This is a genomic window from Hyphomicrobium sp., assembly GCF_036262015.1.
Taxonomy (GTDB): Bacteria; Pseudomonadota; Alphaproteobacteria; order Rhizobiales; family Hyphomicrobiaceae; genus Hyphomicrobium_C.
The window spans coordinates 977,665-1,000,973 of the sequence record NZ_DATAJR010000008.1 but is presented as its reverse complement, the minus strand read 5'-3'; the positions used below and the strand labels follow the sequence as shown (position 1 = coordinate 1,000,973).

24 protein-coding genes are annotated in these 23,309 nt (G+C 62.8%); 6 read left to right on the top strand and 18 right to left on the bottom strand.

What is annotated here, in order from left to right:
* The first annotated feature begins 87 nt into the window (after window positions 1–87).
* Complete coding sequence (locus tag VHO05_RS13280; protein ID WP_329647059.1) at window positions 88–1,107, top strand: DedA family protein; 1,020 nt, start codon at window positions 88–90, stop codon at window positions 1,105–1,107.
* Here the strand turns inward: VHO05_RS13280 and VHO05_RS13275 are convergent.
* A complete protein-coding gene (locus VHO05_RS13275; RefSeq protein ID WP_329647058.1) occupies window positions 1,048–1,782 on the bottom strand; it encodes a class I SAM-dependent methyltransferase in 735 nt (244 codons plus the stop codon). The genes VHO05_RS13280 and VHO05_RS13275 overlap by 60 nt on opposite strands.
* A 4-nt stretch (window positions 1,783–1,786) precedes the next feature.
* Entirely contained in the window at window positions 1,787–3,049 is a 1,263-nt protein-coding gene (locus tag VHO05_RS13270; RefSeq protein WP_329647057.1) for a DUF3419 family protein, read from the bottom strand.
* Between the two features lie 217 nt (window positions 3,050–3,266).
* On the opposite strand from VHO05_RS13270, the gene VHO05_RS13265 reads away from it, so the two are divergent.
* Window positions 3,267–3,434: a hypothetical protein gene (locus VHO05_RS13265; RefSeq protein WP_329647056.1), complete on the top strand. Its 168-nt coding sequence runs from the start codon at window positions 3,267–3,269 to the stop codon at window positions 3,432–3,434.
* Between the two features lie 82 nt (window positions 3,435–3,516).
* Here the strand turns inward: VHO05_RS13265 and VHO05_RS13260 are convergent, their stop codons facing one another.
* Both VHO05_RS13260 and VHO05_RS13255 read right to left on the bottom strand, forming a co-directional pair.
* Window positions 3,517–4,740, bottom strand: coding sequence for a class I SAM-dependent RNA methyltransferase (locus VHO05_RS13260; RefSeq protein WP_329647055.1), 1,224 nt, complete (start codon window positions 4,738–4,740; stop codon window positions 3,517–3,519).
* Window positions 4,733–5,467: a TlyA family RNA methyltransferase gene (locus VHO05_RS13255; protein WP_329647054.1), complete on the bottom strand. Its 735-nt coding sequence runs from the start codon at window positions 5,465–5,467 to the stop codon at window positions 4,733–4,735. The genes VHO05_RS13260 and VHO05_RS13255 overlap by 8 nt, the downstream gene beginning before the upstream one ends.
* Window positions 5,468–5,584: 117 nt before the next feature.
* On the opposite strand from VHO05_RS13255, the gene VHO05_RS13250 reads away from it, so the two are divergent.
* Complete coding sequence (locus tag VHO05_RS13250) at window positions 5,585–6,331, top strand: superoxide dismutase (RefSeq protein ID WP_329647053.1); 747 nt, start codon at window positions 5,585–5,587, stop codon at window positions 6,329–6,331.
* A gap of 134 nt (window positions 6,332–6,465) precedes the next feature.
* On the opposite strand, the gene VHO05_RS13245 is transcribed toward VHO05_RS13250, so the two are convergent.
* The 6 genes from VHO05_RS13245 to VHO05_RS13220 all read right to left on the bottom strand — a co-directional run bounded on the left by VHO05_RS13245 (window position 6,466) and on the right by VHO05_RS13220 (window position 10,392).
* Window positions 6,466–6,849 carry a DoxX family protein gene (locus VHO05_RS13245; RefSeq protein WP_329647052.1) on the bottom strand — a complete coding sequence of 128 codons (384 nt, stop codon included), beginning with the start codon at window positions 6,847–6,849 and terminating at the stop codon, window positions 6,466–6,468.
* Window positions 6,850–6,911: 62 nt separating this feature from the next.
* A complete protein-coding gene (locus VHO05_RS13240; protein WP_329647051.1) occupies window positions 6,912–7,700 on the bottom strand; it encodes a DNA-binding domain-containing protein in 789 nt (262 codons plus the stop codon).
* Window positions 7,690–8,571, bottom strand: a complete 882-nt coding sequence (locus VHO05_RS13235) for a DUF692 domain-containing protein (RefSeq protein WP_329647050.1) — start codon at window positions 8,569–8,571, stop codon at window positions 7,690–7,692. The genes VHO05_RS13240 and VHO05_RS13235 overlap by 11 nt, the downstream gene beginning before the upstream one ends.
* 76 nt (window positions 8,572–8,647) lie before the next feature.
* Window positions 8,648–8,914, bottom strand: a complete 267-nt coding sequence (locus VHO05_RS13230; protein WP_329647049.1) for a hypothetical protein — start codon at window positions 8,912–8,914, stop codon at window positions 8,648–8,650.
* 213 nt (window positions 8,915–9,127) lie between these two features.
* A complete protein-coding gene (locus VHO05_RS13225; RefSeq protein ID WP_329647048.1) occupies window positions 9,128–9,847 on the bottom strand; it encodes an anti-sigma factor in 720 nt (239 codons plus the stop codon).
* Window positions 9,844–10,392 carry a sigma-70 family RNA polymerase sigma factor gene (locus VHO05_RS13220; RefSeq protein ID WP_329647047.1) on the bottom strand — a complete coding sequence of 183 codons (549 nt, stop codon included), beginning with the start codon at window positions 10,390–10,392 and terminating at the stop codon, window positions 9,844–9,846. Before VHO05_RS13220 ends, VHO05_RS13225 begins: the two co-directional genes overlap by 4 nt.
* Before the next feature lie 202 nt (window positions 10,393–10,594).
* Here VHO05_RS13220 and VHO05_RS13215 point away from each other — a divergent pair, with 202 nt between their 5' ends.
* The 3 genes from VHO05_RS13215 to VHO05_RS13205 are packed head-to-tail and all read left to right on the top strand — an operon-like array spanning window position 10,595 to window position 12,284.
* A complete protein-coding gene (locus VHO05_RS13215) occupies window positions 10,595–10,912 on the top strand; it encodes a DMT family protein (protein ID WP_329647525.1) in 318 nt (105 codons plus the stop codon).
* Window positions 10,913–10,938: 26 nt separating this feature from the next.
* On the top strand, window positions 10,939–11,535 hold the full coding sequence (locus VHO05_RS13210) for a DUF4202 domain-containing protein (RefSeq protein ID WP_329647046.1): 597 nt from the start codon (window positions 10,939–10,941) through the stop codon (window positions 11,533–11,535).
* The gene (locus tag VHO05_RS13205) at window positions 11,532–12,284 is read left to right on the top strand and encodes a CbiX/SirB N-terminal domain-containing protein (RefSeq protein ID WP_329647045.1); all 753 of its coding nucleotides are present in this window, start codon (window positions 11,532–11,534) and stop codon (window positions 12,282–12,284) included. The genes VHO05_RS13210 and VHO05_RS13205 overlap by 4 nt, the downstream gene beginning before the upstream one ends.
* A 41-nt stretch (window positions 12,285–12,325) precedes the next feature.
* On the opposite strand, the gene pnp is transcribed toward VHO05_RS13205, so the two are convergent.
* The 8 genes from pnp to nusA all read right to left on the bottom strand — a co-directional run bounded on the left by pnp (window position 12,326) and on the right by nusA (window position 23,309).
* Window positions 12,326–14,524: a polyribonucleotide nucleotidyltransferase gene (pnp, locus tag VHO05_RS13200; protein WP_329647044.1), complete on the bottom strand. Its 2,199-nt coding sequence runs from the start codon at window positions 14,522–14,524 to the stop codon at window positions 12,326–12,328.
* A 171-nt stretch (window positions 14,525–14,695) separates the two neighbouring features.
* The gene (gene rpsO / locus VHO05_RS13195) at window positions 14,696–14,965 is read right to left on the bottom strand and encodes a 30S ribosomal protein S15 (protein WP_329647043.1); all 270 of its coding nucleotides are present in this window, start codon (window positions 14,963–14,965) and stop codon (window positions 14,696–14,698) included.
* Between the two features lie 299 nt (window positions 14,966–15,264).
* Window positions 15,265–16,500 carry a S41 family peptidase gene (locus VHO05_RS13190; protein WP_329647042.1) on the bottom strand — a complete coding sequence of 412 codons (1,236 nt, stop codon included), beginning with the start codon at window positions 16,498–16,500 and terminating at the stop codon, window positions 15,265–15,267.
* A gap of 106 nt (window positions 16,501–16,606) precedes the next feature.
* The gene (truB, locus tag VHO05_RS13185; protein ID WP_329647041.1) at window positions 16,607–17,524 is read right to left on the bottom strand and encodes a tRNA pseudouridine(55) synthase TruB; all 918 of its coding nucleotides are present in this window, start codon (window positions 17,522–17,524) and stop codon (window positions 16,607–16,609) included.
* A gap of 71 nt (window positions 17,525–17,595) precedes the next feature.
* On the bottom strand, window positions 17,596–17,994 hold the full coding sequence (rbfA, locus tag VHO05_RS13180) for a 30S ribosome-binding factor RbfA (RefSeq protein WP_329647040.1): 399 nt from the start codon (window positions 17,992–17,994) through the stop codon (window positions 17,596–17,598).
* 165 nt (window positions 17,995–18,159) lie between these two features.
* Entirely contained in the window at window positions 18,160–20,913 is a 2,754-nt protein-coding gene (gene infB / locus VHO05_RS13175; RefSeq protein WP_329647039.1) for a translation initiation factor IF-2, read from the bottom strand.
* A gap of 11 nt (window positions 20,914–20,924) precedes the next feature.
* The gene (locus VHO05_RS13170; RefSeq protein WP_329647038.1) at window positions 20,925–21,620 is read right to left on the bottom strand and encodes an RNA-binding protein; all 696 of its coding nucleotides are present in this window, start codon (window positions 21,618–21,620) and stop codon (window positions 20,925–20,927) included.
* A 42-nt stretch (window positions 21,621–21,662) separates the two neighbouring features.
* A complete protein-coding gene (gene nusA / locus VHO05_RS13165; RefSeq protein WP_329647037.1) occupies window positions 21,663–23,309 on the bottom strand; it encodes a transcription termination factor NusA in 1,647 nt (548 codons plus the stop codon).

Below are 23,309 nucleotides of genomic sequence, written 5' to 3'. Positions count from 1 at the left end.
CCATATCCGCCCCGTAGTCTCATTTCCCCTTACCGACAAGCCGGCATTCCCTAGGGATCGGCCCGCCGACAAGAGAGAATTTTGCTGATGGCACTAGAGACAGTTGTCGAGACGGTCGTGGCCTTCGTGAGGGAGCATGAAAGTTGGGCTGCACCGGTCGCTTTCGCCGTCGCCTTCGCGGAAAGCTTTTGCTTCATTTCGCTCATCGTACCGGGAACCGCCATCCTCGCAGGCATTGCAGCACTGCTCGCGGCGAGTGGCATACAAGCGAACATATTGATGCCCGCGATCCTCGCTGCAGGCCTTGGCGGCACGCTGGGTTATGCGACCTCATTCTGGATCGGCCGCTACTTCAAGGACAGCGTGCACAAGATCTGGCCCTTTACGACGCGCCCCCATCTGATCACGCAAGCCCAGGAGTTCTTCGAATCTTACGGAGCGTTCGGCGTCTTCCTCGGCCACTTCTTCGGGCCTGTCCGCGCCGTCATTCCAGTCGTCGCCGGCATGTTTCAGATGCGCGAGCTCCCGTTCCAGATCGCAAACGTCTTGAGCGCCTTCATCTGGGCCGCTGGCGTCATCGGCCCGGCCTTTTACCTCGTCACCTTCAAAGACGAGGTCATCGCCTTCCTCGCCGCGCACGAATATGCCGTTGCCTCGGCGATCTTCCTCCTTGCAGTGGCGAACAGTATTCCCCGCCCTATTCTGTTCGTCCCGACGCTGGTCCTCGTGTTCGCCGTAGGCACGCTGATGGTGCTCGGCAACGGTAACATCCCGCTGATCCTGTTTGCGGCATCGGCCGGCGCCTTCGTCGGCGACTTCTACGCCTACTACAAAGGTATCCTACACAAGGAAGATCGCTCGCTGACATGGCCATTCTGCGCCACCGACAAGCAGCACGCCGACGCGCGTGCTTTCGTCGAGAGCCACGGCCCGACAAGTCTCATCGTCAGCAAGTTTCAGGGCTTCAACCGCGGATTGGTGCCGCTCGAAATGGGCGCCGTCGAACGGCCCTTGATACCGTTCATCGCCATGAGCCTGGCCTCCGCCCTACTCTGGGCGGCGGCCATCCTCTCGCCTGCCATCGTGATCGGCAAGCTCCTCGCTTAGCGCAAACTCCCGGACGCTTGTCCCAACCGGCGCAGGCTTCCTCAGGATCGCGCTGCATGCGTAATCGCGGAACGGCCGCTCGAACGTCAGTTCGGCGCCGGTTTCGTTTGCGAGGCGTCGCAGCTCGGCCTCAAGCTCGGCGCGCGGATACACCGAGAACTTCTTGAGCCACCGCCGAAGCCCTGCCCGGAACAGCGACGGCAATCGGCTCTGCTCACCGAAATCAACGATGTGCAGCGAACCGCCCGGACGCACCGCCTGATAAGCACAGGCCAGAGCCTCCCGCCACGGCGGGATCATCGACAACGCATACGAAATGAACACGCGATCGAAGTCATCGCTGCCAAACAACGGCTTCGTATCGAGCCGCGCTGCATCCGCTTGCGCCAGATGAATGCAATGGGCGAGGCCATGACGCGCGATCGAGGCGGCGGCCGTCTCGAGCATGACTGAGGAAACATCGACGCCGAAAAAGCGGGCGGCAGGATAGCGCTCGCTGGCGAGGATCAGATTGCGGCCGGTGCCGCACCCGATCTCCAACACGGAGCCGCCGGGCGGAGGATCGAGCGAATCCAGGAGCTGATCGCGACCGAGCAGATAGTATTTGCGCGAGGCGTCGTAGATGTGCCGTTGGACGCGATAAATCGCGTCCATTTCCGCAGCGGCATTCCCCATCGTGTCATCCTTCGAGCGTATAGAGATGGAACCCGCCGTAGATCGACGAGCGGTCGCGCTCCGTAAAGGCACGGCCTTGCTCCGCATCGTAGTGGAAGCGGCCGAGGATACTCTGCGGAACGCGCCCCGGGAGGATGGTCTCCTCACCCGCCGTGCGGAAGATCACGCGGCAGCCCGGCTTGGCAGTACGCACGATCTCTCTCCAGAGCGTCGTCAACTGCTCGTCGGTCATCCAATCCTGGGCATCGAGCAACACGAAGGCGTCGTACGTCGGCTCGGAGAAACGCGACAGGTGCTCGTCGAACTTGGCGTGCTCGACCGTCACGTTGTCGACGCGCGCCTTGAGCGTCTCCCAGTTTCCGCGTTCGAGATACGGCGGCAGCGGGCCATCGCCGCCGGCTGCATAGCCGCGGCCAAAGGCCTGCCACGCGAAATAATTGTCCTTGAGATCGAAACCGTGCGCGAGGCGCGCGAGACGCGCCTTCAGCACATCAGCCATGTGGGGCGACGTCCCCTTGAGGGCATCGAACTGCGACGGCGGAATACCGAGCCCGAACAGCGAAGCGGGCTTGTCCATCAGCCAGCGCATATGGGCCATATCGAACAGCGGCGCGAGCTCTTCGCGGAAAATCTTCTCCTGCTCCGCACGGTCCTTAGCCGCGAGTATCTTTGCCGGATTGCGCCCATGCACACGCGATACGACGTGCCCCATCGTGATGAAGCTGCCGAGCAGACCCTGGCGATAGAATTTGCAGCGAAAATAGCTGATGCGCCGGCGGCCGAGCATGTCGCGGCCTTCCCAATAGGCGCGCGTCGCGGCGTCGAGGTGAGGAGCGAACAGCTGATCGTAGATCTTCCCGGTCTCGGCATCGGCCGCAGAAACGAAGAAGCGAGCGAACGTCTCATAGTCGGGGCTGTGCTGCACAGCAGCCAGCTTGAGCTTGTTCAGGGCAACGTGAGCCGGATTGAGATCGAGCGCCGTGACCCGCACGTCTTCCGCTGAAGCGTACGAAAGCGCGTTACAACCGCCGGACGCGATCGCTGCGACATTCTGGCCGGGCTTGAGCGCCATGGCCTCAAGATCGATAAGCGGATCTTCCCAGATCTGGGGATAGACAAGGCCGGAAAATGCCCAGGTAAAGAAGCGCTCTTCGAGCCCTTTACGGCTGGCTGCTCCATATCGGTGGACAGCTTCGGCCAGTCGATGGTTCCGTCGCCCGTGGAGGGCTTCTTCACCTTGTACCTGCGCCTCGGCAGCTCCACTCATTGCCGTCCCCCGAAAATGCTTATCATCCGGCCGGAATTATAGTTGTCATGTTTCACCCCTGTGACAGCGCACACGCCCCCGTGTGGACACACCGTTTGGCCCGCCGGTCGTACCCGCGTCTCCCTGCCCGGCTTGCCTAGGGCCCCAAGATCCCTTAGAGGAAGCGTCATAGAACGGATACGCGGGCGTAGCGCCCGGCTTTCAAAGGAAATTCCCCATGACCGCCCGTCATCACCGCAAGGTCGAGACCCAGAAGAAGAAGGCGCGCCGCGCCATTCCGCGCGACAAGGTAACCCGCATCCAGGGCAACACGGCTGCCGCCAGAAAGCGCCTGAAGAAGCAGGCCGGCAAGGCACGCACCGCCAAGGCCAAGGCCTCGGCGTAAACGCTCTCTGACAGCATCGAATGTTATTGAACTCGGGCGCACTGCGCCCGAGTTGCATTTGCGCGCCTTGTTCAGACGCCCCCTATCGCCGGAACACGGCAAAGGCCTCGACGTGCGCTGAGTAGAGGAACTGGTCGATCGGCGTAACGGGCCCCATCCGGAAGCCGCCGTCGATCAGAGACCGCGCATCGCGGGCGAGCGTGGCCGGACTGCAGGACACGGCGATGACAAGCGGCACCTTCGACTTCGCAAGCCGTTCTGCCTGCTCCGCAGCCCCAGCGCGCGGCGGATCGAACACGACCGCATCGAATGCCCCAAGCTCACGCGCCGAAAGCGGGTCTCGGAACAGATCGCGCACCACCGCCGTAATGGGCTTGATCCCCTGCGCATGGCGCACCGCCCCGCTCAGCGCCGTGATGGCCCGCCGGTCACTGTCGTAAGCCGTCACGGCCGCCCGCCGGGCAATAGGCAGTGTGAGCGTGCCTACGCCCGAGAAGAGGTCCGCGACAGTCTTCGCTGATTTCGGGAGCGCCTTCACGCAGAGATCCGCTAGAAGCCCCTCGGCCTGAGGCACGGCCTGCAAAAAGAGGCCTGGCTCGATGTCAACCGCAACCCCTGCAATCGTCACCGCCGGACGCCCCGCCGCGACAATCGTCTCACCGCCAACCACGAGGCGGACAAGCCCCATCTTCTGCGCGAACGCACCAATTTCCGCCTTCTCGTGCGGAGCAAGATCCTTGCGGCCATTGTCGAACGAAACGTCGAGACCGTGATCCACGCGCGTCACGACGAGACGGCCGCCAACGCGATCGGCCATGACACGTTGCGCCAGAACGCGCAAACCCGGCACCGCCGAAACGATGCGAAGATCGAGCACCGGGCACTCCATGAGATCGACCAGCTTGTGCTGGCCTTCCTCGCGAAAACCGACCGTCACATCGCTCCCGCGCCGCTCGACGCCGAGAAACGCGCGCCGCCGCGACGCTGCATCCACCACGACCACAGGCGCAACGTCTGCTTCGATCCCACGATGCCGGAATGCCTCGACGACAAGGCCCCGCTTCCAATCGCGATAGAGAGACGGCGACATGTGCTGCGCGAGGCATCCGCCACACCGCAGGAAATGCCGGCAGATCGGTTCAGCACGGTCGGGACTCTCCGTTATGCGGACGGGATCCTCGACGCCGATGCGCCAGCGCTCTCCCGGAAGCGCAAACGGAACATACACAGGCTCGCCGTCGCGGAGCGCGACGCCGTCGCCCTTCGCGCCGATCCGATCGATCACGACCTCTGCGCCCTCAGCCATCGAAAAGCGCCCCCAGCAAAAATTCCTGATTTCCCGATCCGCCTTCGATAGGCGACGGAATGACACCCGCCACACGCCAGCCCGGCAAGGCCGATACCCAGGCTGCAAGCTTGTCCGCCTGGGCATCGCGGACAGCCGCATCTCGCACGATGCCGCCCTTTCCGATGGCCTCGCGTCCCGCCTCGAATTGCGGCTTCACCAAAGCCACGAGCCAAGTGCCAGACTGTGCGAAGCCGAGCGCCGCCGGAAGCACCTTTTCAAGCGAGATGAAGCTCACGTCAGCGACGATGGCCGTTACGGGTAGCGGAATCTCTTTGTCGGTGAGCGCCCGCGCATCCTGACCTTCAAGAGACGTGACGCGCGCATCCCCCGCGAGGCGCGGATGAAGCTGCCCGTGCCCGACGTCGACCGCAAACACGTGTGCTGCCCCCCGGCGCAGCAGCACCTCCGTAAAACCACCCGTGGACGCACCCACGTCGAGAGCCACGCGGCCCTCGGGCTCGAAACCGAACGCGTCCAGCGCGGCTTCCAGCTTGAGGCTACCCCTCGAAACGTAATCGGATGATTCAGTCAGCTCAATGGGCACATCGTCCGCCACCAGAGCACTCGGCTTGAGCTCGACAATGCCCGCGACGCTCACCGCGCCTCGCACGATCAGATCGCGCGCGCGCGAACGCGTAGGAACAAGTCCCCGCTCGAGAAGCGCCTTGTCGAGCCGCAGCCCCATTTGTCGTGTTCCTGACAGAACTTTGTTGCTTCGTCTGGCGTTGCAGCAACGGCCAGCTATATATCGACTGACCGCGTTCAGAGGCAGCAACAGTTTAGCCTACTACGGAGACCGCAGATGTTGACACCCGATCGCCGCACCTTCCTTCGCGCTGCAGGCGCTGTATCCCTCGTAAGCGCCTTCTCGACAGGCGTCGTCGGACAGGCTTTCGCGGCGGATCCCCCGGCCCCCACCGGCCCGTTCACCTTGCCGCCTCTACCCTACGACGCGGCCGCCCTCGAGCCGCACATCGACGCAACCACGATGGGCCTGCACCACGACAAGCACCATCAGGCCTACGTCACCAACCTGAACAAGGCCCTCGCCGACCACGGCGAGCTGGCCAAGCTTTCGCTCGAAGATCTGCTCGCGAAGCTCAGCGAGGTCCCGGAGAGCGTCCGCACCACAGTTCGCAACAACGGCGGCGGCCACGCCAACCATTCCATGTTCTGGCAGATCATGGGGCCCCCCGGCGGTCCCGGCCCCGACGGAGACCTGAAGGCCGCTATCGAGCGCGATCTCGGCGGTCTTGAGAAGCTTCAGACGGACTTCAACGCCGCTGGCGGCAAAGTCTTCGGCTCGGGCTGGGTGTTCGTCACCGTCGATAAATCGGGCAAGCTCGCGCTTGTCTCGAAACCGAACCAGGACACGCCGGTCATGGAGGGCGGCCGTGTCCTCTTCGGCAACGACGTGTGGGAGCACGCCTATTACCTGAAGTACCAGAACAAGCGCGCGGACTACCTCAAAGCCTGGTGGAACGTCGTCAACTGGAAAGCCGTCGGCGAGCGTTATGAAGCCGCCAAGGCGGGCAAGCTCGCAATCTAGGCTTGGAGTTCTTCTCCCCATCGCCGTTCGCGATGGGGAGAAGAAGCGTACGAGTGTGAATCGCGTGCCGTTACGATTCCCCAGTTCACTCCGCGACCTGGCCGCACACTCCAGCGAGTTTTGGAGCGGAGCCACTAATCATTGATCGCGTACCGCCCAGGCCCGTTCGCAGCCAACAACAGCAACCCACCGGCCAACGCCAGATTCTTCATGAAATTGATGAACTGCCCCTGTCCGCCGTCGCCCGACCACGCGGTGTGAAACACCAGCGCAGTTACGACGCAGAAAATCGCCAGCGCCAACGCTGCCCAGCGCGAGAAAAACCCGAACAAAATCGCGAGCCCGCCGCCCAGTTCGGCAGCGATTGCGATAGGGAGTAGGATCCCCGGAAGCCCGTATGCTTCCATGTAGCCGGCTGAGCTGGCGTAGCCGGTAATTTTCTCAAAGCCGAACACGATGAAGAGCGGCGCGATCAAAAGCCGGGCAACGAGACTCGCGAGATCGTGGATTGATGACATTGGATGAACCTGTGTCCTGCGGTTGGATCAGACTGCGCATCCAGCCTAACTGCTTCTCGCGGTCAGGTCATCGCCTCGCTGATCAATCCGCTCAAAAGCCATCCCTGGAGGTATTGGGCTACCCTTAGCGCTGCACCATCCGGGTCATCGAAGGTTGCTGCCATTTCAGCGAGCGCGCCAAAGGACCTGCCGCGCGATGCTTCGCACCAGAGCATGGTTTCCTCGGCACCGAGCCTGCGAATCTTCGGGACGCCTCCCTGCCGCCAAACGAGAACATGCTCCGCTTCCTCGAGCTGCCGGGCCTCCGGGACCTCGGTCTCGTTCCTCAGCGCGAGCCAGATATCGAAGGTATTCGTCATGAACGGCAGCAGCGCCACTGACGGATGCGGAGTGAACGACACGGCGCCCCATGACTCGGGGGGAATCTTGGCAAGCGCAGCAAGATCGAGAACGGCATCGTCGCGGGCGTCGAACGCCAGGTCGAGCTGCCACTCGATGGCCGCCACATCCTTGAACACTGGCAGAGCGCCCCATGGCTCCAGGCCGAGCAGCCCCGGAAGGTTAGAGGCATACCACCGCGCGTTGGCATGACGCGACGGATAGTCCGCCACATAGCGGCGCGCGAGCGCATCGAACGCCTCATCACCCATGTAGCGCGCCAGCAGCGGAAATGCTCCACGCACCACCTCCACCAGACGCGCGCTGTATGCGTGGCGATATACGCCGAACAGCACAGCGTTGCTCGTGCGCGAACTGGCCGGGATGTATCGCAGCACGTCGTCGCTGCCGTCCAGCAACGCGGCCTGGAAACGGCTCTGAAGTTCCGAGAGCGATGGCGCCTTACGCGGCATGAGGACGGCCCAGCGTTTCGGCGGCGATGGCGCGGGCCTCGTCCAGTTCGGCCACGAGTTCCGCCAGCGGCGGGATATGATCGTCGCGCTCGATGATCGCCGACACGGGCCCGAAATGGCGTAGCGCGCTCCGATAGAGGTCCCAAACCTCGTCGCACACGATCGCATCATGCGTATCGACGATATGGCTCATGTTGTGCTCATGCCCCGCCAGATGGAACTGCACGATGCGCTCCTTGGGAATACCGGCAATGAACGCGTGCGCATCGAAGTCGTGATTGAACGCGGAGACGAAGACGTTGTTGACGTCGAACACCAGCCAGCAACCCGTGCGCTTGGTCAGCTCGGCAATGAACTCCCATTCCGTCATCTCGGAATGGGAGAATTGCACGTAGCTAGACACGTTCTCGAGCGCGATCGCCTGCCCCAGGTAATCCTGCACGTAGTGAACGCGCGCAACGACATGATCGAGTGCTTCGCGCGTATAGGGCACCGGCAGGAGATCGTGCAGGTTCACGCCATGCACGCCCGTCCAGCACAGATGATCGGAAATGAACACCGGCTCCGCACGCGAAGCCAGCGACTTGAGATCGCGCAGATAGCGCGTGTTGATCGGCGCCGTCGACGCAATCGAAAGCGAAACGCCGTGCATCACGATCGGGTAGCGCGCGCGGATCTTGTCGAGCATCTGGAGAGGCTTTCCGCCCGGCACCATGTAGTTCTCGGAAATGACCTCGAACCAATCGACATTCGGGGAACCTTCCAGAATGTCCTGATAGTGCTGCGGCCTCAGGCCGAGCCCAAATCCGAGATAGGGAGGCTTGTTCGAAACCGCCGCAGATGAAATCGAATGAACGTGACCTGGGCTCATCTCGCGCCTCCGAACCTTCCGAGGGAGAAAGTCCGGCGGCGCGCTTGCCGCCGGACAGAACATCGTCAAGCGGTACTTACTTCGCGGGTTCGAACTTGGCGCCTTCAACTTTCTCGCAGTCGGCCTTGGTCGACTCTGTGAAGCCCTGGCCCTTGCAGGCATTCTGCCCCTTGCAGGCGTTGGTGGCCGTCTTGCAGGCGCTGGTCCCCTTGCAAGCGTTGGCGCCCATGCAGTGGCCCTTCGCCTCCTCTGCCGAGAAGCTCGGCGTAGCGACAGCGCCTGCGAGAAGCAGCGTGGCTGCGGTGGCGGCGAGAGCGGAACCGGAGATGACGTTCAATTTCATGGGGCATTCCTTCCTTTGGATCAAAATGTCCCGGTCTGCGGAGCAAGCTTCCCGTCTCCGGGCCGACGCCGGAAGCATGGCGGAGTTACGTCGGGCACTGGACGCAGGTTTCAGAATGCGATCTGTTTTATTTTTCTGATGCGAAGGATACGTTCACACGTAAACGATGGCCCTATGTCATGCGCCAAAGCCTCAGTATCGCGAATATCAGAATTAAGGCGTGGCTTTCACAAGTCGGCCACTGAATACGACAGGGCCCGTCGGAGCCCCCGTCGGCGAGCCGCCCTTTGGCTCGACGCTCACCGCATACGTACCGTCCATCATCATGTCGTGCATTTTGCCCGGCGGCGTCATGGGACGCACGTCCATCTCGCTGTCATCGAACACGCCGAGCGACTTGGGGTTTGGCATGTCGTCGTGCACGAGCCAGAGCTGGTAGGACTTCTCCGCCTCCGGCGGCTTCTGCATCGCCGAGATGACAAACATATTGCTCTGGGTGTCGACCGTAAGCAGGAACGCGGGAAGGGCTTTATCCGCCTGGAGTACAGCCACATACTGCGTCGGCATTTGCCGGCGCTGATAGTCCTGCCAGCCCACGACGCCGGCGAGCGACGCGGCAAGCGCTGTCATACCTGCCGCCATGCTGCGCCACCGGTTCCCGCGGCGCACGATGGCCTGCTCGCGCGCCTTCAACGACACGACATGCGAGGCAAGCCCGATCTGCGCGCGGATCTTGTTGTAGAGACCTGGCGGGGGCTGGACAGGAGCCAGCGTTTCGGAAAGCGGACCCAGACGGCGCTCCCACGCCTGCACGGCACGCGCGAACTCAGGATCTGTCTCCTTCCGCGCTGCAGCCTCCGCGCGTTCCTCGCGCGACAGCGTCCCGAGTACGTACTCGGCAGCCAACCCATCGATGTCGTCGAGCTCGGTCATTGCTCGAGGCACCCTTTCAATTGCGCCAGGCTGCGCCGCAGCCAGGTCTTGATCGTTCCTTCCGGATGGCCGAAGCGGCTGGCCAGCGCCTCCCGGCTCAAACCATGGAGATACGCAAGCTGCACCATCTGCCGCTTCTCGGCTTCCAATCCTTCGAGGCAGCGGCGCAAGCGTTCGACATCCTCACGCCGACCCAGAACCTCGACCGGATGCTCGTCGTCACTCTCGATGTTGTCTAGTTCGGCGACGTCAGCCTGTGGTCGCGCCGCCCGCCTCCGTACTTCATCGAGCGCCCGGTTGCGGACGATCGCCGCCATCCAGGTGATCGGCGCGGCGATCCTGGGATCGAAATCCCGCGCTCGCTCCCAAACCTTGAAATAGCTGTCCTGGACCACGTCTTCAGCCGCCTCGCTGTTTCGAAGGATACGAAGGGCGACCGAATAGAGTTTCGCGGATGTGACCTGGTAAAGCTCTGCGAACGCGGCCTCGTCGCCACGCGCCACGCCATCCAAGAGCTGATCGAGCGTCTCGCGCGACGACTGCATTCCCACAGATCCCGATGCATCCGCCCAAACACCGGGCACGGAATACCGAACACTAATAGGCAGGCGCCGCTCCTGTCGAGACAGGAGCGCGCGCATGCCTTAATCAAGTGACGGCGCCCGGCGACGCCGGGTCCCGCTCAACGTATATACGGAGGCCCGCGTGCCAAGTTTCGGACTGTCGCCGACTATTGCTCCCGTCCTGATGCTTTTTGCCTCGAATGTATTCATGACGTTCGCTTGGTATGGCCACCTTAAGTACAAAACGTCCCCTCTCCTGATCGCCATCATCGTGAGTTGGGGCATCGCTTTTTTTGAGTATTGCCTGGCGGTTCCGGCAAACCGCATCGGCTCAGCCACCTACACCACAGCAGAGCTCAAGACGATCCAGGAGGTCATCACCCTCACGGTCTTCGCGGGCTTCTCGGTGCTATATTTGAAGGAGCCATTGACCATTAATCATCTGGTCGGCTTCGCTTTCATTTGCGCCGGGGCCTATTTCATCTTCAAGGGCCCGCTGTGAACGTGGCCAAGACAGAAAGACCCGTGATGAACCGGCTCCAGACCGCTCTCGAAAAAATCGACGCCGCCAACAGCGCCGATCCGAACCGCGTAAAGATGGACGGAAAGGATATTCCCGCCGAACTTGCCTACGGCCAACGCATGTCCACCATGCAGGAGCGCGTCTATCCCGAGGCGTCGGAAGAACTGCGCATCGCAGCCCGTGCCCAGCACATCCGCCGTTGGGAAGTGCCCCGGTCCACCTATCCTATGGATCGTCCGGGTTATCTCCGCTGGCGCAAAGACCTCGGTCGCAAGCACGCCGAATGGACGGGCGAAATCCTGGCATCTTGCGGATACGACGAAGCCAAAATCAGCCGCGTGGGCGCGCTCGTCCGCAAGGAGAACTTCCGCCGCGATGCCGAGGCGCAAGCCGTCGAGGACATCGCCTCGCTTGTGTTCCTCGCCCACTACGCCGACGACTTCGCCGCCAAGCACGAGCCCGAAAAGGTCGTCACCATTCTCGCCAAGACGCTCGGCAAGATGTCGGAGCACGGCAAGACAGCAGCCGGCAGCCTGAACCTCTCCCCAGCTGTGCGCGGTGCACTCGAGGCAGCCATCGCACAGGCCGCGGCCACATCATGACTCCAAGGGCACCAGAAACGCTCGCGGCCGTTCTGGTGGCGCATGGAGATCGCGGCGGCGCGTCTCCCAACGCGGCACTCGAAGCCCAGGCTGCGGCCGTACGCAAGCTGACCGGACTTCACGTCGGGACTGGTGTTCTAAAGGGTGAGCCCTCCCTCGAAGAAGCGGTGAAGAATGCTGCGCAATTCGGCGCGGCACGGATCGCTGTGTATCCGCTGTTTATGGCGGACGGCTATTTCGTGCAGAAGGTGCGCGAGCGCGTGAACGCCGTCGGCATCGTGCCGGAGCCTGTGCTGCTCGCACCACTCGGACTCGATCCTGGCCTTCCCGATATTCTCGTCCAGGAATCGCTCGCTGCGGCGGCGGCACACGCCATCGACCCGGCCAGTGCCCGCCTTCTCGTCGTCGGTCATGGCTCAAAGCTCGGCCCGGCATCCGCTACAGCCACGCGCAAAGCCGCAGCGCGCGCCGCACTCGCCCGCCGCTTCGCCAGCGTCACGACGGCCTTTCTCGAAGAAGAGCCGTTCCTCGATGACGCCCTGCACGCCTCGACGGCACCGACCGTAGTCGCCGGCTTCTTTTTCGGAGACGGCATGCACGCAGGTGAGGATGTGCCCGAGGCCATCGCCGAGACCGAGGCGAACGCCATCTACACCGGCGCTATCGGCAATTCCCCCGCCGTCGCGCCTCTCATCGCCGCATCTCTGCTTGCGGCCCTCCCTCAGGACGAAAAAAGCCGCGGAGCATAAGCCCCGCGGCCTTCGTTTTTCAGTGGTGACGCGCGAGCGAACTACTCGCGGCGGCGGCGCTCGCCGCGGCCACCCTCGCGCTCGCGGCGCGGCGGACGCTCGGCCGAGAACGTCTCCTCAGGCTCGCCCTCGGCGCGCGGAATCTCTGCGCCCGTGGCCTGATCGACAATCTTCATCGAGAGACGCACCTTGCCGCGATCGTCGAAGCCCAACAGCTTCACGTAGACTTCCTGGCCTTCCTTCACCACTTCGCCGACAGTCTGCGGACGGCCCTGCGTGAGCTGCGAAATATGGACCAGGCCGTCCTTCGCGCCGAAGAAGTTCACGAACGCGCCGAACTCCATGATCTTGACGACCTTGCCCTTGTAGATCTGACCGACCTCGGGCTCCGACGTGATGCCCTTGATGCGGTTGAGCGCTGCTTCGATGCTCTCGCGCTTCGCAGCGGCGATCTTCACCGTGCCGTCGTCGTCGATGTCGATCTTGGCGCCGCTCTCTTCGACGATCGAGCGAATGACCGAGCCGCCCGAGCCGATCACTTCGCGGATCTTGTCGGTCGGGATCTTGATCGTCTCGATGCGCGGGGCATACTCGCCGAGCTCTTCGCGAGCGCCCGTCAGCGCCTTCGACATCTCACCCAGGATGTGCAGGCGGCCCTTGTTCGCCTGCTCGAGGGCGACCTTCATGATCTCTTCGGTGATACCGGTGATCTTGATGTCCATCTGCAGAGCGGTGACGCCGTTCGCCGTGCCGGCCACCTTGAAGTCCATGTCGCCGAGGTGGTCCTCGTCGCCGAGGATGTCCGACAGAACTGCGAAGTCGTCGCCTTCCTTGATGAGGCCCATGGCGATACCCGCAACCGGCGACTTCAGCGGAACGCCCGCATCCATCAGCGCCAGCGAAGTGCCGCAAACGGTCGCCATCGAGGACGAGCCGTTGCTCTCGGTGATCTCCGAGACGACGCGCAGCGTGTAGGGGAACTCGTCGGCCTTCGGAAGCAGCGGATGCACGGCGCGCCAAGCGAGCTTACCGTGGCCGATTTCGCGGCGACCCGGCGAGCCCATGCGGCCCGTCTCACCCACCGAGTAGGGCGGGAAGTTATAGTGCAGAAGAAAGCGCTCTTTCTTCGTGCCTTCGAGGCTGTCGATGTACTGCTCGTCCTCACCGGTGCCGAGCGTCGCGACCACGAGGGCCTGCGTCTCGCCGCGCGTGAACAGCGCCGAGCCGTGCGTACGCGGCAGCACGTGCACTTCCGAAAGGATGGGACGAACCGTCTCGAGGTCGCGGCCATCAATACGGCGCTTCGTCTTCAGCACGTCGCCGCGCATGATGTCCATTTCGAGCGCCTTGAAGGCATCCGTCAGCAACACCTTCTCGCTGGCATCATCGGCCGAAAGCTGGACGCCCTCGACGACCTTTTTCTTGGCTTCGGAGACGAGATCCTGACGCTTGCCCTTCTCCTTGGTCGAGAAGGCAGTCTTGAGCAGGTCACCTGCGATTGCCTTGACCTGATCCTTGTACTTGTCGGAGTCCGGAAGCTTGATGTCCCAGGGCTCCTTGGCAGCCTTCTCGGCGAGCTTGATGATCGCATCGATCACCGGCTGGAAGTGCTTGTGGCCGAACATCACGGCGTCGAGCATCACCTTCTCGGACAGCTCTTTCGCCTCGCTTTCGACCATCATCACGGCATCCTGCGTGCCGGCAATGACGAGGTCGAGCGTACTCTCCGGCATTTCGTCGATCATCGGGTTGAGCACGTACTCGCCGCCGATCACGCCGACGCGGGCTGCGCCGATCGGTCCGAGGAACGGCAGACCCGACAGGGTGAGAGCCGCGGAGGCGGCAACCATGCCGACAATATCCGGATCGTTCTCGAGATCGTGGCTGAGCACGGTCACGACGACCTGCACTTCGTTCTTGAAGCCATCGACGAACAGCGGACGGATCGGACGGTCGATGAGGCGCGAGGTCAGCGTCTCCTTCTCGGTGGGACGGCCTTCACGCTTGAAGTAGCCGCCCGGGATCTTGCCCGCGGCGTACGTGCGCTCCTGGTAGTTCACGGTGAGCGGGAAGAAATCGATGCCCGGCTTCGGGCTCTTGGCGCCCACAACGGTGGCCAGAACACTGGTCTCGCCGTACTGCGCATAGACGGCCGCGTCGGCCTGGCGGGCCATATGCCCGGTTTCGAGCTTGAGCTTGCGCCCGCCCCATTCAATTTCCACGCGGTGAATATCGAACATGTTCGTTCTTTCGTTCTATCTCTGTTTCATGTCTCTATGATGCGCGGCTTCCTTAGCACGAATGCAAGCGGCGCCGCGAACCAAAAGGCCGGCGGCGCCACGCTTTCCTCACATTCGCAAAAGGCTCGAAGCCTCAAGGCTTTGCGCCATCGCCGGCCGGAATCCGCGCGATTAGCGGCGGATGCCAAGCTTTTCGATGATCTTCTGGTAGCGCGCCTCATCCTTGCGCTTAACGTAGTCCAGAAGCTGGCGGCGCTGGCTGACCATCTTGAGCAGCCCGCGGCGCGAATGGTTGTCCTTCTTGTGCGTCTTGAAGTGCTCGGTGAGACCGTTGATGCGCTCCGTCAGGATCGCAACCTGCACTTCGGGCGAGCCGGTGTCGTTCGCCTTGGTGGCGTTGTCCTTGATGACCTTGGTCTTGTGTTCAATCGTCAGCGACATCGGGAGCTCCTTTCAGGATGGAGGGCGGACCGCGCGAAAGCGGGCCAGCCGGAAAACGGCCATAGCCGGGATGTCGTCCAGCCAGGTCGCAAACAGAAACGCCGTCCGCACCCAAGGTGCGGCCAGATGGGGGCTTTATACACGTTCGCCCCGGCCCAGCGAGAAAAAGTTGCGAAAATTGCAACAACATAAGCGGTAATCGCCAAGCAGATCGACCATACAATTGATTTAATTATATAAAATCACAACAAGGCGAGAAAAAGTTGCATCCACTCAACGATGCGTTGCGATAATCGCAATTAACCCCGCGTCCCCTCGCCAAGAACCTCGACGGCCTTATCGAGCTGCGGATCGGCACCCGCGGAATAGGGGATCTCCAAAGGGACCTCGATAGTCGGCGCGACGCCGACACCTTCGAGGCGCTCGCTATCCACGGCCACGTCGTTCACGGCCACCATTAAGAAGCTGCCGTCCGAGAGCAGGAACCCCCGGCCTGCGAGCAAGGCTCCGGCGGTGCGCGTTCCGATAAGCTCGCCGTATCCGTACTTTTTGAAACCGTAAGCAAGCACCTCCTTGCCGCTGCGGGTTCCGCCGTTGATCAGCACGGCGGCCGGCTTGCGCCACTTGAAACCGGCATATGAAGTTTTGCCTGATCGCGCGGTGAACGTGAGGTCAGGAGCGCGCGCATTGAAGATGTCGAGGAATTGCGGCCTCGCCCCACCCCATCCATCGCGCAGGTCCCAGATCAGGGCGTCTGCATCTTTGAGCTTCCCCGAACTCAACTCTTCTTCGAGGATGTCCTGATAGTCCTGGCCCGCGTACGACCAGACGTGGATGTACCCGATACGCTTGCCATTCGCCTCGATGAGGCGCGCACTCTCCTGCATCGCGGTGCGAAACGCCTTGCCAGGCTCGATGTGCTCAGGACGCACCTCGACGACAGACACCGGCCCTCCCCGCACACGGCGGATCGACATCGTCACCGTTGAGCCGACTTTGTCGCGAAAGGAGGAAACCGGCTCGAACGGAGCGCCATCTACCGTCAGAATCTCATCGCCCGTCTTGAGATCGGCCTTGGCCGCAGCGCTGCCCGCAAGAACACCCGTAACGAACGTCTTGCCGTCGATCTCGCGCGTGAAAATTCCGATGCCGGGATAAGAAATGCCGTTGGGAAAGTATTTCGAAAGGTCGCGCCTCAATCCGAAACGGAAAATATCGACGAGTTGATAATAGGCCGGGTCCTCGGCCGTGGCATAGATCATGTGCGAAGCGTCGAGTTCCGCAAGCATGTCGTTGATGGCGGCCGACCGCGCCTCGTTGGTGGTCGCGGCGAGATACTGCGGACGGTGACGAGCAACGATGGCGTCCCAGTCTTTTCCCCGAAGGTGGCGGTCGTAGAAATTGTGGCGCACGACGCGGGCCGCCTCGTCGAAGATGACGGCATTTTCAGCATCCCGCGCCCACGCGGGAGAAGCGCTGATCGACAGCACAACGAACCCGACGATTGCCGCCAACACAACGGCAATCCGGTGCAATCTGAAATGTCCGCAACTCTGCTCGTAGGTCCGCATGGTCACGCACACATATAGGTGCGCGCAATCAATCGAACAGATGCGAACTTCTCCCGAGTGGAATTTTCGCCTAGCCGCCGAAATTGAACACGCGCGTCGGATGCAGTGCGCCGCGCTCGATTTCGCCCAGTGCCACGATCTGCCCCTTCGACATGGCGTAGGCCGCCCCGCCTAGCACCGGCGCATCGCGGCCCCGGATCAGCACGCTCCGCCCCTGCACCAGATCAGCAGCATCCGATGGACTGACATTCACCTCGAGGATCTCCCCGAGCGCCATCTCAACCGGCTGCAACAACGACGCGAGATCCTCCCCCGCTTCCGCCGCATCCTCGATCTCACTGAGGCTCACGGCCTCTGCCTCTGCGAACGGACCGACACGCGTGCGCCTGAGGCCGATCACATGACCACGGCAGCCGAGAGTGCGTCCCATGTCGCGGGCGATGGCGCGCACATAGGTGCCCTTGCCACAGCGAGCCTCGAACACCGCCGTGTCACCATCCGGAACATCGATAAGACGAAGCTCGTCAATCACCACCGGGCGTGGCTCGAGCACAACCTCTTCGCCGTCGCGGGCCAACGCGTAGGCGCGCTCACCATCGACCTTAATCGCCGAATACTGCGGCGGTACCTGCATGATCTCGCCGGTGAACTGCGGCAGCAGCGCCTCGATATCAGCGACGGTGGGCCGTCCTTCGCCGGTCGCGGTCACCGCGCCCTCGGCGTCATCGGTCTCCGTTTCCGCGCCCCAGCGCACCGTGAAGCGATAGACCTTTTCTCCGTCCATCGCGAAGGAAACAGTCTTTGTCGCCTCGCCAAACGCAATTGGTAGAATCCCGGTGGCGAGCGGATCGAGCGTCCCCGCATGTCCCACCTTCTGCGCGAAGAACAGCCGCTTGAGAATGCCGACAGCCCGCGTCGACGTCATCTCGAGCGGCTTGTCGAGAATGAGCCACCCATGGATGGGATTGCCTTTTTTGCGTCGTGCCATTCGTAACTCTTGAAGTGAGTGGGTGTCCGGGCGCGGGCGAAAAGTCGATCGCCGCAGCAAGTGAAAAAGGCCTAATCCTTTTCCACGTCGCGGCGCACCTTGTCGCTGTGCAGCAGCATGTCGATGCGATTCACTTCCTCGAACGTCTCGTCTTCGCGGAAGCGGACCTCGGGTGCCGACCTGAGATCGACAGCATGGGCGATTTCGCCGCGTATGAACTTCTGATTGCGGGTCAGCGCCTCGATAACTGCCGCCGTATCCTTGCCGCCTAACGGCATCACGTAGGCGGTCGCCAGCCGCAGATCCGGAGACATGCGCACTTCCGTGATCGTCGTCACATGAGAGGCGAGCACGTCGTCATAGATTTCGCCGCGCGCCAGCATCTCCGCCAGCTTGTGGCGGATCAGCTCGCCGACGCGGAGCTGACGCTGCGAAGGACCCTTGGTCTGATGGGATTTCCGTCTGGACATATCTTCTTCATCCTACCGGGATCGAACCGGCACGAGGCAAACGCCTCTTTCAGCAACGCTTCGGCCCCCAAAGGGGGCCGGGGAGCAAGGCGACCCGCGGCAAGCCGCGCCCCCGCGGAGCGCGCCCTTTCGCCCGAACGGGCGAAAGGAACAGCGCGTGAGCGCCTAAAGACTCCGCTTGATGGTCTCGACCTGGAAGCACTCGATCTCGTCGCCTTCCCGGATGTCTTGGTAGTTAGCGAAGGCCATACCGCATTCCTGCCCGGCCGGCACTTCCTTAACCTCATCCTTGAAGCGCTTGAGGATCGACAGCGTGCCCTCGTGAATGACGACCTTGTCGCGCAGGAGGCGCACCTTCGCGCCGCGCTCGACTTTGCCTTCCGTCACCACGCAACCTGCAACCTTGCCGACCTTCGAGATGTTGAACACCTGTTTGATCGAGGCGTAACCGAGGAACACCTCGCGCTTTGTCGGCGCAAGCAGACCGGACATCGCCGCTTTCACGTCATCCACCAGATCGTAGATGATGTTGTAGTAGCGGATCTCGATACCCTGGCTGTCAGCAGCCTGCTTCGCTTGTGCGTTGGCACGCACGTTGAAGCCAATCACGACCGCCTTGGACGCCACCGCCAGCGCGATATCGGACTCCGTGATGCCGCCGACCGCCGAGTGGACGATGCGCGCCATCACCTCGCTCGTGCCGAGCTTGTCGAGAGAGCCGGCGATGGCTTCCACCGAACCCTGCACGTCGCCCTTGATGACCAGCGGGAATTCCTTCTTACCGGCCTCCTTGAGCTGCTGCATCATCTGCTCGAGCGTACGCGCCGTTCCTGCGCCACCCAGCGTCTCGCGACGCTTGCGGATGCGGTAATCGGTAATTTCGCGCGCACGGCCCTCGTTCTCGACGACGGCGATCTGATCGCCCGCCTCAGGAGCCGAGTTGAAGCCCAGGACCTCGACGGGAACCGACGGTCCGGCGCCATCCACGTTTTCACCCTTGTCGTCGACCAGGGCGCGCACACGGCCCCACGCGGTGCCGGCCACGACGATGTCGCCGACCTTGAGCGTGCCGCGCTGTACGAGAACCGTGCCCACAGGGCCACGGCCGCGCTCGAGCTTGGCCTCGATGACAATGCCCTCTGCCGAGCGATCCGGATTGGCCTTGAGCTCGAGGATTTCGGCCTGGAGCTGAATGCCCTCGAGGAGCTTGTCGAGATTGGTGCGCTTGAGCGCCGAAACCGGAACCTCAAGCGTCTCGCCGCCCATGCTCTCCACGACGATCTCGTGCTGGAGCAGTTCGGTGCGCACGCGGTTCGGATCCGACTGCGGCTTGTCGATCTTGTTGATCGCAACAATGATCGGAACGTTCGCCGCCTTGGCGTGATTGATGGCCTCGACGGTTTGCGGCATGACGCCGTCGTCCGCCGCGACGACAAGAATGACGATATCCGTCACCTTGGCGCCGCGAGCACGCATCGCGGTAAACGCAGCGTGGCCCGGCGTATCGATGAACGTCACCTTCGCGCCCGCCGGCGTCGTCACCTGATAGGCGCCGATATGCTGCGTGATGCCGCCCGCTTCACCTGACACGACGTTGGTCTGGCGGATGGCGTCGAGCAACGACGTCTTGCCGTGGTCGACGTGACCCATGATCGTGACGACGGGCGCACGCGACTGCATGTGCTCGTCGACGTCCTTCTCGCCGATGAAGCCGGTTTCGACGTCGGCTTCAGAAACGCGCTTCGGCGTATGGCCGAACTCGGTCACGATGAGTTCTGCGGTATCCGCATCGATCACGTCCGTGATCTTGTGCATTGCGCCTTCCTTCATCAGGAACCTGATGAGGTCGACGGCGCGTTCCGTCATGCGGTTGGAGAGATCCTGGATCGTGATGGCCTCGGGAATAATGACTTCGCGCACAATCTTGTCCCTGGGCTGTTGGATGCCCATGGCCTTGAGCTTCTCGCGCTCGCGCTTGCGCTTGAGCGAAGCCAGAGACCGCTCGCGCTGTTGCTCGTCGAGGGCATTGTTGATGGTGAGCTTGCCGCGCGCGCGGTGATCCTCAGTCGTCTTGACCGGCGTGCGGACAACTTTGTTGCCGGGGCCGCGCTTGACGCCGCGTGCCTCATCGTCCTCCCCGACATCAGCAACGGGACGCGCGCGCACCTGCGGCGCTTCCTTGGTCAGCTTGCCGGCCTCGGCTGCAACGGCGCCGCGCGAAGACGGCGGCTGAGCAGCGGCAGGACGCGGGATCTCGATCTGTTTGGGACGGCCGCCCTCACGCGGAGCAAAACGCGTATCGTAGGACGTCGGCCGCTGCTGGCGCTGCGGCGTGGCGCGCGGAGCGTGACCTTCGGCGGCGGGCGGACGCGCAGCTGCTGGGCGCGGCCCAGCAGGCGCCGGACGCGGGGCAGGCTCGGCGTTCGTCACAGGCGCCGGGGCAGCCGGCGGTGGTGTCGTCGGCGCGGGGGCTTCGACAGCGGGAGCCGAAGCTTCGAGAGCCGGCGGAGGAGCCTCAGCGGCGCGCTTGGCTTCGGCTGCACGCTGCTCTTCGGCGCGCTGCGCATCCTCGACCGCTTGCCGGCGCGCGGCCTCCAGAGCGCGCGCACGTGCGTCGCGCTCCTCGGGGCGAAGGAGATCGGACTTGCCGGCGGACTCGGAACGCGCAGCCGGGGCCTTCGGCGGGGCCTTGGCCTCGACCTTCGGGGCCGGCGCTGCAGCAACGGGTGCAGGCTGATCTGCCGGTGCGCCAGGCGTCGCCAGCTTGCGCGTCTTGCGCTTTTCCACCACCACCGACTTGGAGCGTCCATGGCTGAAGCTCTGCCGGACGTGGCCCGATTCAACGGTGCGCTGAAGCGATAGCGGCTTGCGTCCGCCCCCAGCCAGCGTCTTGTCGGCAGTGTCCTTGGTTTCGCTCATTCGATATCCGTTCAAACCTTTAAATTTGAGGTGTTTTCCGGCACATCACCGGCCGCACCGGATGTGACAGAACCCGACCGGTAGCGTTCCAGCCGCTCGGCCTCGTTCAAAAACCGCTGGGCGGCTCCACCTTGTATGAGGGCAGCATGTACCACATTTGACCGCCCCATGGCCAAGCTCAATTGTTCTGTCGATAGACTGGTTACTAAAGCCGTTTTCTGGCCCTTCGCGCGCGCAACCGCAGCAAACTTCCGCTGCAGCTTTTCCCGCCCGCCTTCTGCCGCATCGGCCCCCTGAACGAGGCCGACCGCCGTTCCGCTTTCCAGAAGCTCGTCCACCTGCTGGAAACCGGTCGTCACAAGTCCCGCTTTGTTGGCTATGGCCAACGCTTCGAGAGCCCGTTTTTCCAGGAGTTGCTCGACCCGGTCAGGCAGTTGGGAATCGGCCCGGACATTCCGCTTCAGGCTCTTGGCGAAAACGTTGGCCTTCACCGCGCGCGCGAGAACGTCTTTGGAGGCCGTGACCCAAACCCCACGCCCGGGAAGACGGCGCGCAAGATCCGGAACGATATCTCCGTCAGGACCTGCGACGAAACGGATCAGAGCGTCCGGGTCGAGCGCTTCCCGCGTGGCCGCACAGAGACGCAGCCTGCCGTCTGAAACGGCGGCAGGTTCCGCATCATCGTACTGGCGGCGGCGGTCAGCCAATGCCCGAAGTCCTCCAAAACTCGTTCGCGCAGCACCACGGCCTTACGCTTCCGACGCGGGTTCGGATACTTCCGAGCCCTCGGCAGCGCTGTCTTCGTCTTCCTCCGAGGCCGGAGCCTCGTCGGGCGTAATCCAACCGGCAACCACACGAGCCGCCAAAATCAATGCCTCGGCGTCCTTGCGGTCCACCTCGAACCCATCGAGCACGCCCTTGTGACGCACGGGCTCGACCTCTTTGTCCTTCGAACGCTCCGTCCAGCCGACCAGATCGTCGGTGGCGCAATCAGCGAGATCTTCGACCGTCTTGATGCCATTCTCGCCGAACGCGACCAGCATCGCCGTCGTCACGCCTTCGACTTTCAGAAGGTCATCCGACACGCCGAGCTCGCGGCGGCGCGCATCGCGCTCGGCCTCGAGCTTCTCGAGATACTCGCGAGCACGCGTCTGGATCTCGCTCGCCGTGTTCTCGTCGAAGCCTTCGATGTGCGCGATTTCCGAGAGATCGACGTAAGCAACCTCCTCGACCGACGCGAACCCTTCCGTGACGAGCAGCTGCGCGATGACCTCGTCGACGTCGAGCGCATCCATGAACACCTGCGAGCGCTCAGCGAATTCCTTCTGACGCCGCTCGCTCTCTTCCTGCTCGGTCAGGATATCGATATCCCAGCCGGTCAGCTGTGAAGCGAGCCGCACGTTCTGACCGCGCCGGCCGATGGCGAGCGAGAGCTGGCTCTCCGGCACCACGACCTCGATGCGGTTGCTGTCTTCGTCGAGAACGACCTTGGATACTTCCGCCGGAGCAAGCGCATTGACAATGAAGCTCGCCGCATCCGGGTTCCACTGGATGATGTCGACCTTCTCACCCTGCAGCTCATTGACGACCGCCTGCACGCGCGCGCCGCGCATACCGACACATGCGCCGACCGGATCGATCGAGCTATCGCGCGAGATGACGGCGATCTTCGCGCGCGAACCGGGATCGCGGGCCACCGACTTGATCTCGACGACGCCGTCATAGATCTCCGGCACTTCCTGCGCGAAGAGCTTCGACATGAATTCGGGGCGCGCGCGGGACAGGAAAATCTGCGGGCCACGCTGCTCGCGGCGCACGTCGTAAATATAGGCGCGGATACGGTCGCCGTAGCGGACGTTCTCGCGCGGGATCATCTCGTCGCGGCGGATGATGCCCTCGGCGCGTCCGAGATCGACGATCACGTTGCCGTACTCAGCGCGCTTCACCGTGCCGTTCACGATCTCGCCGACGCGATCCTTGTACTCGCCGAACTGGCGATCGCGCTCGGCTTCGCGAACCTTCTGGACAATGACCTGCTTCGCGTTCTGCGCAGCGACGCGGCCGAAATCGAGCGGCGGCAGGCTTTCCGCGATCAGGTCGCCGGCCTTCGCCTCGGGATTGCGGCGCTTGGCGTCTTCGACCGTGATCTGGGTGGCTTCATTCTCAACGTCGTCGACGACCGCCAGCACGCGCGAAAGCCGCGTTTCGCCGGTCTTGGGGTCGATTTCACAGCGGATATCGTTCTCGGCACCATAACGCGATTTCGCGGCCTTCTGGATCGCATCTTCCATGGCCTGGATCACGATCTTGCGGTCGATCGTTTTCTCGCGCGCGACAGCATCCGCAATCTGCAGAAGCTCGAGCCTATTGGCGCTAATGCCTGCAACGCCTGCCAT